Genomic DNA, 13,471 nt, shown 5'->3' on the forward strand with positions numbered 1-13,471 from the left:
ATAAGACTATAGAAAGAAATGTAAGTAGTGAAATCTTATAAACTATGTTTACTTTTTTATACTAACTTAATATTAAATAAGTTGGGAAGAGTAAATTTAGTTGACAATTTTGACAATTTATTTAATAGTATAAATAGACCATACTCCTCCACTGGTCAAATTTTTCTCCCACTTTATAAAGCCGCAAGATTTCACCACGTATTCCTTTCAGTAATTATTTCAAACAAACACAAAAAAAGTAAAGGAGTTAGATAAATGGCATCCATGCTTTCAGTCATTAAATGCCCAAATTGTGGGCACTCAGCGGTTGAAGATGATTATTATGATATAGGCGAAAGATACGCCTATTGTGATCATTGCGGATACAATTATACAAAAACGACAAAAGAGATTAATGGTAAATTTCAATTAGTTGAAAAAGAATACAAGGGATATGGCGTTTTTAAGATGGTTTATAAAAGTGGCAATAAAACGCTCAATATGTTGAACGATCCAATAACAGATGAATCATTTGAAAAATATAAAATGACCTTCATGAATGATTTGAATCAGGAGCAAAGTTATTTAGTTTCATTTGAAAATGGATTATTTACAACCTTGCTCGGGAATCCCCCAAAGGAATTTTTCCTATCCTTTGAGGAATTTCGAGAGAAAGAGCTTGCTAAGTCAGTCCCTATAGGTTGGCTCGGATAAGAGAAGAATAATAATGACCAGACAGGGAGTATGGTTTTACTGAAAGTCCCCTTTCAGTCGCTAAATGACTCATTTCGAACTCATTAGCCGCACACCTAATAACATCAAAAACGAAATCCCCACCATACTGATAACCCACAACCATGCCAATTCCATATTTCCGGAATCAATTGCTATATAAATTGCGGTTGGAATTGTTTGAGTTTTGCCAGGGATATTTCCTGCGAACATAAGAGTAGCTCCGAATTCACCTAATCCCCGTGCAAAACTTAAGATAGCGCCTGAAATAATGGCTCGGTGTGCAAGTGGAATGGTAATGAACGCAAATAGTTTGAATTCATCAGCACCATCGACACGTGCTGCATCCTCTATATCACGATCGATAGTTTCAAAACCAGCTTTCGCAGATTGATACATAAGCGGGAAAGCGACGACAGTGGAGGCGATGACTGCCGCCCACCACGTAAACATAATCGGATGCTTGAAAACTGTTTCGATTAATTGTCCGATTGGGCTGTTCCGCCCAAATATAACAATTAACAGGAAACCTACAACAGAAGGAGGTAAAACTAACGGCAGAAGAAATGTTGTTTCAACAAAGGTTTTCCCTTTGAATGCTGTGTTCGCCATCATCTTTCCGAGAAATAATCCTAAAACTAATACGATAATTCCCGAGACGGTTGCGACCTCTAAGGAAAGTTGGATAGGTGCCCAAAAGTTGGTTGCCATGTTCATTCAGTCAGTCCTTTAAATCCATACTTTTCAAAAATATCCATAGACGATTGATTTTGAAGGAATTCATAGAATAGTTGTGTTTCTGTTGGATGTGAACTATTTTTAATCACTCCAACTGGATATATGATCGGTTCATGAGTATAATCCTTTGCCGTTGCCACGATTTTAACTTTTGTTGAAATAAGTGCATCTGTTTTATAGACAATCCCGGCATCTACGTTGTTCGTCTCCACATATGTAAGAACTTGCCGCACATCCTTGGCATATACAATTTTCTTTTCAAGACTTCCCCACAAATTTAAATTTTCTAATATTTCTTTTGCATACTGTCCTGCGGGCACGGATTCTGGGGTGCCAATGGAAAATTGATTAGTATTGTTTAAGTCTGCGAATGATTCAATCTCTATTTCTGTATTCATTGGCACAACTAAGACTAATTCATTTCCAATTAAATCAATTGCGTTCGTTTTATCTATTTGTCCATCCTCCAACAATGTATCAAACTTATCCTCCGCGGCAGAGAAGAAAAGATCAACGGGTGCTCCTTGTGAGATTTGTTGCTGAAGTGCACCAGAGGCTCCAAAGTTAAAGTTTAATGTTATATGAGGGTGTTCGTCCTCGAAGATTGGTTTAATATCAGTCAATGCGTTTTGCAAACTGGCAGCTGCAGATATGGTCAATTCAATGCTCTTTTCAGATTTATTGATCGAACACCCAGTTAAGATAAGTAATATGGTGAAAATGGAAAGAAACTGTAAATTTAATTTTTTCATCAATCATATCCTCGTTCCTACTAATTAAACCTATTATAAATTGTTATAACAAAAAAGAGTAGGGATGAGGTCATATGTGGATAATATCAAAAAAGTTTCTTGACATTTATTAAGCTGTGAAATGACATTTATTTATTAGTCAATAAATAAATGAAATGGAGGTTCGACGATGGTCGTTCGTGAGGATAAAAAAGAACTAATTTTGGATAAAGCTGTTGGGATCTTTGCAGAAAATGGATACTATAAGGCGACGACAGCCCTTATCGCAAAAGCAGCAGGGGTTACACAACCATATGTATTTCACTTTTTTAAAAATAAAGAAGAGCTTTTTATAGCTGTTATTGACCGGGCAACCAAACGGATCTATGAAGCTTTTTCTGGCGTAGAGGCATCTTCAGACCGATTAATGGATACGATGGGTCATGCATTCTTAGATATAATGAAGACACATAAAGATGAAATCATTTTAGTTATGCAGTCCCATGCCATTTTTGAAGAAGTGATTCGTTACCATGTTAGGGAGAAATTTCGGAGTGTTCATGAATTAGTCACTGAAAAATTAAAAGCAGCGGGCAGTACAAATCCCGAAGCTGGTGCAAGTCAGTTTTTGGGCACTGGATTTTTGATTACAGTAGCAGAAGTATTGGAATTACCACAATTGCTTTGTTTTGAATAAGGAAATGAAGGCAGAATGTATCTGTCTTTTATTACAACTAGTTATTTATTGATTGATAAATAAACAAAAAGGAGATTGATGTAAAATGAAAATTGCTTCAACATTCATTGGCAAATTAATCGTGGAAGAAAGGTTATTAATTGTGATGGGCATGATTGGATTTTTGCTGGCTGCAATCTGCGCTGTCTATGTCGTTTTATATGGGGGTGTGGTACTGCCGGAAGGAAATGTGGAAAGTGCTTTTTCCTTTAATGCGGCCATTGCCATTTTTATCTTATCCATGGCAGCCATTTTAGTCGTATCTGATTTGAAACCGAGTAGTCGAAAGTGGATTCGCTGGGGCTTAGCCGCTACTGTTCTGATCGGTTATGGGATTGAAACGATACAGCATTTTCGAGGAATTAATCCTAGATTCACGCAGGTAGGTACAACAACAGATATGCTAGTCGGGATGTTCTTCGGATTGATATCTTTAGTACTGATTATTTTGACGGTATTAGTCGCTATTTCATTTTTTCGAAAAAGGGATGTAGTTCAGCAGCCGATTCTCATACTCAGCATTCGCTATGCGTTTCTTTCGACAATGATTTCTTTCGCAGCAGGCATTTGTATGTCAGTTCTTCATAGCCGTTATACTGGGTCTGCAGGAAATTTTATTGTATTACATGGTCTAGGTTTTCATGCACTTCAGACATTGCCGGTATTAGGTTGGTTGATAGAGCAAGCAGGCGCCAATGATAAACGAGCTCGAGTTCTTCTTCACCTAGGAGGAGTCTCTTGGTTAAGTTCTATTATCTTTGTCGGCATACAAACACTGCTCGGACGTACAACTTTTGAAATGAGTTTATTGCCTATTATAGCAGTGGCGGCTCTATTAGTTTGGTCTGTAGCGTTGATTACTTCTTATGTACATGTGCGTAAGTGCTTCTTTTCAAAAGGTAATCCAGCAGGAATGAATGTAGATGTATAAGTGATCCATAATGGCAATCATTTCTCCCTTATTCCCACTCGGTCATTGTTTCGCTATAATAGGAAAGTATGTTGAATAACATAAATGATTTTATCATTTGATATAAGCGGAGGGACCAATATTGACGAATATAAAAGGAGAGAACTTTATTGCCGATATACATCAATTAGATGTAAAAGGGTCGGGGCAGGCGGTTGTGTGGCGAGAAAACGAACATGGGAATCCGAAAAAGTTAAAATTAACGATTCCATACGCTCTTCCTGGTGAAAAAGTGAGTGTCACTGTGGAAAGGCCGTGGGTAAGAAGATGGAGAGCGAAGCCGGAAGAAATTTTGCAGTCTCATCCTGAAAGAATAGAACCTGTATGCCCTCATTTTCAAAAATGTGGAGGTTGTGTTTGGCAGCATTGGGACTACTCAGGACAATTGAAACAAAAAACGAATCATGTAAAACAAGCGATTGAAGCCCAGGGGTTTGATCCATCCCTAGTTCAAGATACCGTCGGGATGGAGGACCCTTGGCATTATCGCAATAAAATGGAGTTTACATTTGCTCCAGATGGTACACTCGGATTGCATGAACAAGGAAATTTCCGCAATATTATTTCACTAGAAACATGTCTTATTGCAGGTAAAAACATGGTTGAGGCAGCGATGGAAGTTGCAAATTGGGCACTAGATCATAAACTTCCGGGATATAATAAGGACACTCATGAAGGATTGCTTCGTCATTTAATGGTTCGAGAGTCTTTTGCAACAGGCGAAATCATGCTGGCCTTGTTTGCTACAGAAGCTCCTAATTCTCATCTAGAAAATGCTGTGAACGACTTATCTGAAAGAATTGGGAAAAAGGTTCCTAATGTAAAAAGTTTATTATGGCTTGAAAATACGGAATGGGCCGACCGCACTCAAGCAGCAAAAACCCATATATTGGCTGGCAGAGATTTTATTTATGATGAGATGGTAGGTTACAGGTACCGTCTTTGGTTCGATACTTTCTTTCAAACAAACCCAACCCAGGCGCAAAAGTTAGTAGAAATCGCTCTGGAAATGGGGCAACCGAAAAAGACTGAAAAAATGATTGATCTTTTCTGTGGAGTTGGAACTTTTTCGCTTCCATTTGCAAGCCGGGTAGCTGAACTTGCCGGAATTGAAATTGTAGAAACTTCGATAGAATCCGCAAAGCGAAATGCAGAGGATAATGACATTTCTAATACGTACTTTTTAGCAAAAGATGCTAGACTAGGAATCGACCAAGTATTAGAGACCTTTGGAAAACCGGAATTATTACTCCTTGACCCGCCTCGTTCCGGAGCCGGAGGAAAAGTAATGAGGAGAATTGGCCGATCTAAACCAGAGCGCATTGTCTATGTTTCTTGTAATCCAGATACCTTTGCGACAGATATTAAAGAACTTATCCCTTTCGGATATAAATTAGAAGTAGTTCAACCAGTAGATTTATTTCCCCATACGTATCATGTTGAGTGTTGTGCATTGCTAACGTATGTTGGCGAATAGAAATTACAGCTCCACACATATGAAAAATTGTGTGGAGTTTCGTTTTTCAAAATGCAATGGCAATACAAATTCTATATGATAGAAGGAATTTAATATAAAGGGAAGGAGGTAAAAGAGATGGAGAAAAAGTTATACTTGATTTTACAAAAGTTGGACAGCCATGGCGATTTACTTCACCAGCTGATAAAAAATGTTGCAGCTAATAATGAAAAGTTAAATGAACTATCTGCGAAAGTTGATAAAAATACAGAAGACATTGAAACCATCAAAAATACGATGGTCACCACTGTTGATTTACAATACTTTGATCGGAAAATTTCCGAACATGATTGGGAAATCATGAAGATCAAACTCGGCTAAAACACCTCACAAGAAACTACCTCATTTTAATTCATCAACTTAAACCCTTATAAACAATGAAAAAGCATTCCAGGATAATAAGCACTTGGAATGCTTTTTAAGTACTTGCCTGGCAAATCTATGTATTGTATATAAAATGTTATAATTGGATAAATGAATAAAGAATATATTAAATGGGAGAAGTGATGAACATGTCAAAAGCAGCACCATTTTTAATGTTTCAAGGAAATGGGGAGGAGGCAATAAATTTTTACATATCTATTTTTGAGGATTCGGAAATTACTAGTTTAAATCGTGAAGTTCCTGAAGGCAGTAACATGCAAGCCACTTTTAAGATTAAAGGCCAAGAATTCATGTGTCTAGATAGCAATATTAACCATAAGTTTACGTTTACGCCTTCCTTTTCAATTTTTATTACTTGTGATACCGAAACGGAAATTGATGAGCTCTTTGAAAAATTATCCGAAGGCGGCATTTTAATGCCTTTAGGCGACTATGGATTTAGTAAGAAATTTGCATGGGTAAATGATAAATTCGGTGTTTCGTGGCAATTGAATCTTCCAAGTTGATTCGGAGGTTTTGGACCACATATAGGTCATATTATTTAACAGAAAAATCACCACGCAATGTTCAGATTGTGTGGTGATTTTTAAATATTAAGACTCATATTCAATAGTTTGTATCGTTCCATCCTCATTATATTTAAGTTCCGTATATTTAACACTGCGTTTATGGTTCACGCCCCCTGAAAGAGAGGCATCATGATAAAATAAATACCATTTATCGTTAAATTCCACAATTGAATGATGCGTTGTCCATCCGAGAACAGGAGTAAGGATTGTACCTTTATAAACAAATGGCCCTTGTGGATTTTTACTCATAGCATAGGCGAGCAAATGGGTAGTTCCTGTCGAATAGGATAGATAATAGTTTCCATTGTATTTATGGACCCATGGGCCTTCGAAAAACCTTTTTTCCTCATCGCCCGCAAGGATTGGGTTCCCATCTTCATCTATAATAGAAATTTCTTTTGGATTTTCTTTAAAAGAAAGCATATCATCATCCAGTTCAGCAAACATTGGACCTAAGGCGGGTTCTGTTATAGCTGGACCTTCCCCATTAGGATCATAGCTTCCTGTCTGCCACTTTTCTAACTGTCCACCCCAAAGGCCGCCAAAATACATATAGGCTCTATCATCTTCATCAACTAGTACAGCGGGATCCATGCTGAAACTGCCTTGTATGTAATTTTCTTGCGGTATAAAAGGCCCGGCTGGATTAGAGCTAGTCGCTGCCCCAATTCGGAAAATGCCATCGTGATCTTTTGCCGGGAAATATAAATAATAAGTATTGTTTTTGAAAGCAGCATCCGGTGCCCACATTTGTTGCTTTGCCCATGGAACATCTTTTATATGAAGAACTTCTCCATGATCCACACATGGAGAATCAAAATCATCCATTGATAGAACATGGTAATCCTCCATGGCATATTGGTCGCCATTATCATTGGAGGGTCCATCGTGATCTAAATCATGGGATGGATAAATATAAATTTTACCTTCAAATACATGGGCAGAAGGGTCTGCTGTATAAATATGGTCGACTAACGGTATATTTGGCTTTACTTTTTTCATCATTTTCTACTCCTTTTTAGTATTCTACCATTCTAGTTTAATGCAAAAAAATCCCTTAATAAACTTTGTATGATGGCTAGACAAACTAGGATATTATTATTATAATATGGAAAAAGGCAAAAGACAACGCTTTCATTACATTAAATATTCATCATCGCCTTTTAGGGAGATTAGAAGCATGCTCAAAATTGGCTTAGGCACCCTCCTAATTATAAAAGTATACTAGTATACTAACTTATTAATTCATAAGTTTCTTATGAATGAGATAAGAAAAAAATGAAAAGGGGTAGTCAAATGAAGAAGATTGCACAAATGCTTATCGTTTTGGCTTTAATTACTGGGCTTGCAGCTTGTTCCTCCTCGGGTTCTTCTAGTAAAGGCAGTTCCAAAGGTGAGGATGGGGATATTGAACTGACTTTTTGGTTATGGCCTGGTATGGGGATGGATTCTTATATTCAACAATATGAAAAAGACCATCCGAACATAAAAATTAAAGTTCAAGAAACAGAATACTCGGATCACCATCAAAATTTACTTACTGTTTTAGCAGCCGGTTCGGGCGCCCCGGATATTGCTGCAGTAGAATCCGGTTATATTGAGAGATTTAAAGAAAATAATCAACATTTTTATAATTTACTAGATTACGGTGCAGCAGATATTAAAAGTGATTATTTAGATTGGCGTTGGAAAGAAGCATCAACTAATGATGAAAAGGTAGTTTTTGGTATCCCAACAGATGTAGGACCTATGGCTATGGCGTATAGAATGGATATTTTTGAAGAAGCGGGCCTCCCGACTTCCCCAGATGAAGTTTCAGCACAAATGGGAACATGGGAACAATATATGGAGGCAGGGAAAAAACTAAAAGCAGCAACAGGCAAAAATATGTTTAACCATGTAACGGATTTGTACGCTGCGGTTAGGGAACAAGGAGAAAAACAATACTTTGATGAAAACGGTGAATTGATAATTGAAGATAGTGAATTAATTAAGAGAGCTTGGGATCTTTCTATCCAAGGAATTGAAATTCACAATAACACTCAAAGAGGAACGACTGAATGGTCAGCTTCGCTAGCTGCCGGAGATTTTGCAACTGTCTTTCTTCCACCGTGGATGTTGCAAAACATTAAAAATGATGCTCCCGACACTGCTGGACTATGGAATATCGCTTTAATGCCAGGTGGCTCTGGAAACTGGGGTGGATCATTACTCACACTTCCTAAACAAGGGAAACATGCTGAAGAAGCGTATAAATTCATAACTTGGGTTATGTCTCCTGAAATACAGTTGGAGATTTTTAAAGAAAAAGGAAACTTCCCTTCCACACCAGCTATTTATGATACAGATGAAGTACAAAACTTAAAAGATGAGTTCTTTAATCGTGATGACTTAGGTGCAATTTTCTCAGAGGCAGCTAAAGCTGTTAAGTATGTCTACCGTGGACCTATGACCGGACCGATCAACACCATTATGGGTGATGCATTAATCTCAGTTTCTGACGGACAAGCCACTGAGGAAGAAGCTTGGAAAAAAGCCATGGAAGAAGTTAAAAGGCAGGTAGGAAGATAATATATGCTGTGGAGATAAGAGGTGCATGTCGCCTCTTATTTCTACTAATAGTTAGAGGGAGGTAGCTATGTGAATAAAGGGATAGAACTTGATAAGGGCATTTCGATGAAAACAAAAAAATATAGTAAAAAATCCTCAGATCGATTATCTGGTTACTTATTTATATCTCCTTTTTTTATATTGTTTGGCGTTTTTGGTGTGTTCCCATTATTATTCACGTCATTTCTATCATTTCATAAGTGGGATATCTTGGGTACTAAGGAGTTTATAGGCTTACAGAATTATAAACTTTTATTTACTGACCCACTATTTTGGAAAGCCCTAGGAAACACATTTAGCATATGGGTTTTATCGACGATACCGCAATTAATTGCTGCTTTAATTATTGCATTTCTTTTAAATCAAGCGTTTTTAAAGGCGAAAGATATATTTAGATTAGGTATCTTTATGCCGAATATTACCTCCATCGTTGCAGTTGCTATTGTCTTTTCAGCAATGTTCGGTACAAAATATGGGCTTGTCAACTATGCACTTTCTTTTTTAGGAATTGATCCAATCAATTGGAGCGGCTCCTATTTTGGAACCCATGTCGTTATTTCAACAATGGTCATGTGGCGCTGGGTTGGCTATAATGCCATTATTTATCTATCTGGTCTACAAGGTATTTCAAATGATTTATATGAGGCTGCAACTATAGATGGTGCAAGTAAATTCCAACAACTTCTTCATATTACAATTCCACTGTTGAGGCCAGTAATCATTTTTACCGTTCTTCAATCAACTATAGGTGGTATGCAAATATTTACGGAGCCGCTATTGTTCGGAAAGGGTGGAAGTAATCAAGGTTTAACAATTACTTTATACTTATATGAGGAAGCTTTCACTAGATTTTCATTTGGATATGCAGCTGCAATTGCTTGGATGTTGTTCTTTATCATCATTATCTTTTCACTCCTGAATATTTTTCTTACTAGAAAAATTAGATCGGCATAGGTAGGAGGTGGCCAAAATGAAAGAGGTTGGAAGAAATAAAATATCGAGTTTTGTTATATATGTATTTATGGTCTTAAGCACCTTGATTTCAATATTTCCCTTTTATTGGATGTATGTAATTGGATCCAATACCACAAGTGATGTTAACAAGTTTCCACCAGTAGTCGTGCCAGGTGTAAATTTTATCGAAAATATTCAAAAGGTTTTTGAAAAGATTGATTTTTTCAGTGCGATATGGAATTCCTTTATAATTTCAGTCGTAGTTACAATTTCTGTATTATTCTTTTGTTCCTTGGCCGGATTTGCATTTTCAAAGCTAGAATTTAAAGGGAGAGACGCATTATTTATTTTTCTGTTAGGGACGATGATGATTCCTCCCCAATTAGGATTAATTCCAAACTTTATGATTATTAGTAAATTAGGTTGGATTGATGATGTAAAAGCTGTCATTGTTCCTGGGATGGTTTCGGCATTTGGCGTTTTCTGGATGAGGCAATACATTTCGTCTGCCGTTCCTTACGAGTTGATAGAAGCTTCGAGAATCGATGGCTGCAGTAATTTTAGAACGTATTGGAATATTGTAGTTCCAGCTGTACGTCCAGGCCTAGCAACATTAGGGATTATCACTTTTATGGGGTCTTGGAATGACTTTTTATGGCCGTTGATTGTATTAAAAGATGAATCTGTCCATACGATACAAATAGCATTAAGAACACTAAATGATGTATACTTTACAGATTATTCAATGATACTTGCAGGCACTTTCTTAGCAACCTTGCCTATTTTGATAGTGTTTGTCGTGTTCAGCAGGCAATTCATTGCAGGAATAACAGAGGGAGCGGTCAAAAACTAAATTCATCTAAATATAAATGACAAAAGGGCATGCCATAAAACTGGCAATGCCCTTTAATTTTACTTCGTATAGTTATCAAAATACCCTTGTATAAACACAATCGGCGTTCCTTTATCGCCGCTTCCGGAAGTTAAATCGGATAGCGAACCAATTAAATCAGTAAGCTTTCTAGGTGTTGTTCCTTGAGCTTCCATCGCACCGACAAGATCGTCGCCTTTATTATTGATATAATCGGCGATTGCTTTTTTCAATTCATCGCCTTTTAAATCTGCAAAATTATTATCGGCAAGGTATTTTAATTTGATTTCATTAGGTGTTCCTTCAAGACCCGATGTATAAGCAGGAGATACGACTGGATCGGCAAGCTCCCATATTTTGCCGACAGGGTCTTTAAACGCTCCATCTCCATAAATCATGACTTCCACGTTTTTACCTGTCTTCTCTTTTAGCACTTGTTGGATTTTATCCACGACTGGCTGGCAGTCGCGTGGGAAAAGTTTTAGGCTTTCTTCTGTCGATTTATTAGAACCCAACAGACCGTATGCCTCATTATACCCGCTGCCATCAACAGATTCGGATAAGATGTTATCGAGGCTATAGATTTTTTCTCCGCCATTTGCCTTTAAAATTCTTTTCGTTCTAAATCTTGTATGAATATCGCAAGTAAGTACGTTTTTTGTATAGTCTAGAATGGTTTTTGGATTGTTTGAAAAAATAACTTCGCATTCAATTCCGTATTCTTCTACTAAAGATTTGTAATACTCGATATAGTCGACACCAGTGAAAGGATGTTTATTATATCCGAACAGATCGCGGAATTGCTTTTCTGTTAGTACATCTGTCCAAGGATTAACACCTTTTTCATCAAGTGTATCAATATCGACTAAATGATTTCCAACTTCATCAGATGGATAGCTCAGCATTAAAACAATCTTTTTGGCACCTTTTGCAATACCGCGAAGGCAGTTGGCAAAACGGTTCCGGCTTAAGATCGGGAAGATAATGCCTAAAGCATCGTCGCCAAATTTTGAATGAACGTCTTTTGCAATTTGATCAATCGTCGCATAGTTGCCTTGTGCGCGTGCAACGATGGATTCAGTGATGGACACAATATCTTTATCATGAATGGTAAAGCCTTCAATTTCCGCAGCTTTTAACACACTATCTACAACGATTTCTTCGATGTTATCGCCTTTATTGATGATCGGGCAACGAAGTCCTCTCGCAACAGTTCCGACTACTCTTTCCAAATTGATCGCCCCTTATTACTATTAGACTTAATGTAAGTTATCTCTACTTGTAATATACCGTAGTTTAGTGATATAAGTAAAATGAATATATTGAATACTGGATATAAGGTGTGGTTATATGGCAAGCAAGTTAGATTTGTATAAAGTTTTTTGTGTCGTTGGAAAAAGAAATAGCTTTTCGCAAGCGGCAAAAGATCTATATATGACCCAACCAGCTGTAAGCCAAGCAATTATGCAGTTAGAAAGAGAGTTGGATACCCGTCTTTTTAATCGCACACCGAAAGGGGTCACCTTAACGGATGAGGGTGCTATTTTATTTGAATATGCCAACTCAGCCATTAATTTAATTGATGCTGGTGAAGAAAAGCTTTTGGAATTTAAGAATTTAACAGCAGGTGAATTAAAAATAGGCGTCGGCGATACGATCTCCCGCCACTTTTTACTTCCATACTTAGAAGCATTCCATAATCACTACCCAAATATTAAATTTAAAATGGTCAATGGTACGACCACAGAGATTTGTTCATTACTTAAGTCTGGGGAAGTCGACATTGGAGTGTGTAATTTTCCATTGGAAGACCCTGCTTTGGAGCTTAGACCCTGCATCGATATTCATGACATCTTTGTTTGCGGTGAGAAGTTTAAATACTTATTATCTAAACCATTAAGCTTAGAAAGATTAGTGGGATTGCCATTAATTATGCTTGAACAAAAATCAAATTCGAGAATGTATGTAGAGGATTATATGATTTCAAAAGGGATTAAGCTGTCGCCGGAATTTGAGTTGGGTTCGCATGATTTATTGCTGGAGTTTGCAAAAATTAATTTAGGTATTGCCTGTGTCACTAAAGAATTTTCCGAAGAAGATTTGTATGCAAGGAGAGTATGGAAAATTCCATTAGACGAAGAAATCCCAAGTAGAAGCATCGGTGTTTGTTATTTAAAAAGTGTTCCACTTTCTCCCGCATCCAATAAATTTTTAAAGATCATAGAAAACCATTAAATTCTATGATCTTTTTTTGCTCCAACTCTCTATATATTCCTCTATATGATCTGCAGGATTAAGAACGGTATATCCATGGCATACTTCTACCTTTTTGGGTTTAAGTTCTTTAATGATGGCACTGCTTTTTACCGCTTCGTTCATGTCTGGTGTAAAAATAGATATCGGACGATGGAGTTTTCCCTTTTTCGATGTGAAGAGGTCACCCGCTAATAACACTTGATCTTTTTCGTGAAAATAGGCGACATGTCCGGGAGAGTGGCCAGGTGTAAGGTACGGGGTGAGTCCTCCGATTGGCACTAGATTCTCTGTTTCATTTGGTAGTGTCAAAAGTTCTATGAAAACTCAATAGATACTCAGTTCCCTTTCCAGTTATTAGTGGAATGACTCCGCAATCGCCCTTGACAAACACGCCAATGGTTTGAATTCAGGGTAACAAGGGCGAA

The 13,471-nt window shown here is 37.3% G+C and carries 15 protein-coding genes; 10 read left to right on the plus strand and 5 right to left on the minus strand.

The window, feature by feature from the left end; translation table 11 throughout:
* The first annotated feature begins 255 nt into the window (after positions 1–255).
* Positions 256–693 (plus strand): hypothetical protein, encoded by a 438-nt coding sequence (locus NQ185_RS18835; RefSeq protein WP_257583606.1) that lies wholly within the window; start codon positions 256–258, stop codon positions 691–693.
* Positions 694–762: 69 nt separating this feature from the next.
* On the opposite strand, the gene modB is transcribed toward NQ185_RS18835, so the two are convergent.
* Complete coding sequence (gene modB, locus NQ185_RS18840) at positions 763–1,422, minus strand: molybdate ABC transporter permease subunit (protein ID WP_257583623.1); 660 nt, start codon at positions 1,420–1,422, stop codon at positions 763–765.
* 2 nt (positions 1,423–1,424) lie between these two features.
* Positions 1,425–2,201: a molybdate ABC transporter substrate-binding protein gene (gene modA, locus NQ185_RS18845; protein ID WP_257583607.1), complete on the minus strand. Its 777-nt coding sequence runs from the start codon at positions 2,199–2,201 to the stop codon at positions 1,425–1,427.
* A gap of 169 nt (positions 2,202–2,370) precedes the next feature.
* On the opposite strand from modA, the gene NQ185_RS18850 reads away from it, so the two are divergent.
* From NQ185_RS18850 to NQ185_RS18870, 5 genes are all read left to right on the plus strand, one after another.
* Positions 2,371–2,877 (plus strand): TetR/AcrR family transcriptional regulator, encoded by a 507-nt coding sequence (locus NQ185_RS18850; RefSeq protein ID WP_257583608.1) that lies wholly within the window; start codon positions 2,371–2,373, stop codon positions 2,875–2,877.
* 85 nt (positions 2,878–2,962) lie between these two features.
* Positions 2,963–3,847 carry a hypothetical protein gene (locus NQ185_RS18855; protein WP_257583609.1) on the plus strand — a complete coding sequence of 295 codons (885 nt, stop codon included), beginning with the start codon at positions 2,963–2,965 and terminating at the stop codon, positions 3,845–3,847.
* A gap of 121 nt (positions 3,848–3,968) precedes the next feature.
* Entirely contained in the window at positions 3,969–5,363 is a 1,395-nt protein-coding gene (gene rlmD, locus NQ185_RS18860; protein WP_257583610.1) for a 23S rRNA (uracil(1939)-C(5))-methyltransferase RlmD, read from the plus strand.
* A gap of 117 nt (positions 5,364–5,480) precedes the next feature.
* The gene (locus NQ185_RS18865) at positions 5,481–5,723 is read left to right on the plus strand and encodes a hypothetical protein (protein WP_257583611.1); all 243 of its coding nucleotides are present in this window, start codon (positions 5,481–5,483) and stop codon (positions 5,721–5,723) included.
* A 191-nt stretch (positions 5,724–5,914) separates the two neighbouring features.
* The gene (locus NQ185_RS18870; protein ID WP_257583613.1) at positions 5,915–6,292 is read left to right on the plus strand and encodes a VOC family protein; all 378 of its coding nucleotides are present in this window, start codon (positions 5,915–5,917) and stop codon (positions 6,290–6,292) included.
* 87 nt (positions 6,293–6,379) lie between these two features.
* Here NQ185_RS18870 and NQ185_RS18875 read toward each other — a convergent pair whose 3' ends face one another.
* Positions 6,380–7,360, minus strand: a complete 981-nt coding sequence (locus NQ185_RS18875; RefSeq protein WP_257583615.1) for a glycoside hydrolase family 43 protein — start codon at positions 7,358–7,360, stop codon at positions 6,380–6,382.
* A 291-nt stretch (positions 7,361–7,651) separates the two neighbouring features.
* On the opposite strand from NQ185_RS18875, the gene NQ185_RS18880 reads away from it, so the two are divergent.
* From NQ185_RS18880 to NQ185_RS18890, 3 genes are all read left to right on the plus strand, one after another.
* On the plus strand, positions 7,652–8,926 hold the full coding sequence (locus NQ185_RS18880; protein ID WP_257583616.1) for an ABC transporter substrate-binding protein: 1,275 nt from the start codon (positions 7,652–7,654) through the stop codon (positions 8,924–8,926).
* A 105-nt stretch (positions 8,927–9,031) separates the two neighbouring features.
* On the plus strand, positions 9,032–9,919 hold the full coding sequence (locus NQ185_RS18885) for a carbohydrate ABC transporter permease (RefSeq protein ID WP_257583624.1): 888 nt from the start codon (positions 9,032–9,034) through the stop codon (positions 9,917–9,919).
* Positions 9,920–9,935: 16 nt separating this feature from the next.
* On the plus strand, positions 9,936–10,772 hold the full coding sequence (locus NQ185_RS18890; protein ID WP_257583617.1) for a carbohydrate ABC transporter permease: 837 nt from the start codon (positions 9,936–9,938) through the stop codon (positions 10,770–10,772).
* Positions 10,773–10,831: 59 nt separating this feature from the next.
* On the opposite strand, the gene NQ185_RS18895 is transcribed toward NQ185_RS18890, so the two are convergent.
* Positions 10,832–12,022, minus strand: a complete 1,191-nt coding sequence (locus tag NQ185_RS18895; RefSeq protein WP_257583618.1) for a coenzyme F420-0:L-glutamate ligase — start codon at positions 12,020–12,022, stop codon at positions 10,832–10,834.
* A gap of 118 nt (positions 12,023–12,140) precedes the next feature.
* Here NQ185_RS18895 and NQ185_RS18900 point away from each other — a divergent pair, with 118 nt between their 5' ends.
* Positions 12,141–13,025 (plus strand): LysR family transcriptional regulator, encoded by an 885-nt coding sequence (locus tag NQ185_RS18900; protein WP_257583619.1) that lies wholly within the window; start codon positions 12,141–12,143, stop codon positions 13,023–13,025.
* Positions 13,026–13,028: 3 nt separating this feature from the next.
* On the opposite strand, the gene NQ185_RS18905 is transcribed toward NQ185_RS18900, so the two are convergent.
* Positions 13,029–13,355, minus strand: coding sequence for an MBL fold metallo-hydrolase (locus NQ185_RS18905; RefSeq protein ID WP_307001635.1), 327 nt, complete (start codon positions 13,353–13,355; stop codon positions 13,029–13,031).
* Positions 13,356–13,471: the final 116 nt, after the last annotated feature.

The organism is Lederbergia panacisoli (assembly GCF_024626525.1).
Taxonomy (GTDB): domain Bacteria; phylum Bacillota; class Bacilli; order Bacillales; family Bacillaceae_C; genus Lederbergia; species Lederbergia panacisoli.

Bases quoted from the DNA above. Each gene is read 5' to 3' on its own strand.
- NQ185_RS18900 (WP_257583619.1), top strand. From the start codon at position 12,141: ATGGCAAGCAAGTTAGATTTGTATAAAGTTTTTTGTGTCGTTGGAAAA.
- NQ185_RS18885 (WP_257583624.1), top strand. From the start codon at position 9,032: ATGAAAACAAAAAAATATAGTAAAAAATCCTCAGATCGATTATCTGGT.
- NQ185_RS18875 (WP_257583615.1), bottom strand. From the start codon at position 7,360: ATGATGAAAAAAGTAAAGCCAAATATACCGTTAGTCGACCATATTTAT.
- NQ185_RS18835 (WP_257583606.1), top strand. From the start codon at position 256: ATGGCATCCATGCTTTCAGTCATTAAATGCCCAAATTGTGGGCACTCA.
- NQ185_RS18850 (WP_257583608.1), top strand. From the start codon at position 2,371: ATGGTCGTTCGTGAGGATAAAAAAGAACTAATTTTGGATAAAGCTGTT.
- NQ185_RS18870 (WP_257583613.1), top strand. From the start codon at position 5,915: ATGTCAAAAGCAGCACCATTTTTAATGTTTCAAGGAAATGGGGAGGAG.
- NQ185_RS18865 (WP_257583611.1), top strand. From the start codon at position 5,481: ATGGAGAAAAAGTTATACTTGATTTTACAAAAGTTGGACAGCCATGGC.
- NQ185_RS18880 (WP_257583616.1), top strand. From the start codon at position 7,652: ATGAAGAAGATTGCACAAATGCTTATCGTTTTGGCTTTAATTACTGGG.
- NQ185_RS18890 (WP_257583617.1), top strand. From the start codon at position 9,936: ATGAAAGAGGTTGGAAGAAATAAAATATCGAGTTTTGTTATATATGTA.
- modB (WP_257583623.1), bottom strand. From the start codon at position 1,422: ATGGCAACCAACTTTTGGGCACCTATCCAACTTTCCTTAGAGGTCGCA.
- NQ185_RS18855 (WP_257583609.1), top strand. From the start codon at position 2,963: ATGAAAATTGCTTCAACATTCATTGGCAAATTAATCGTGGAAGAAAGG.
- modA (WP_257583607.1), bottom strand. From the start codon at position 2,201: ATGAAAAAATTAAATTTACAGTTTCTTTCCATTTTCACCATATTACTT.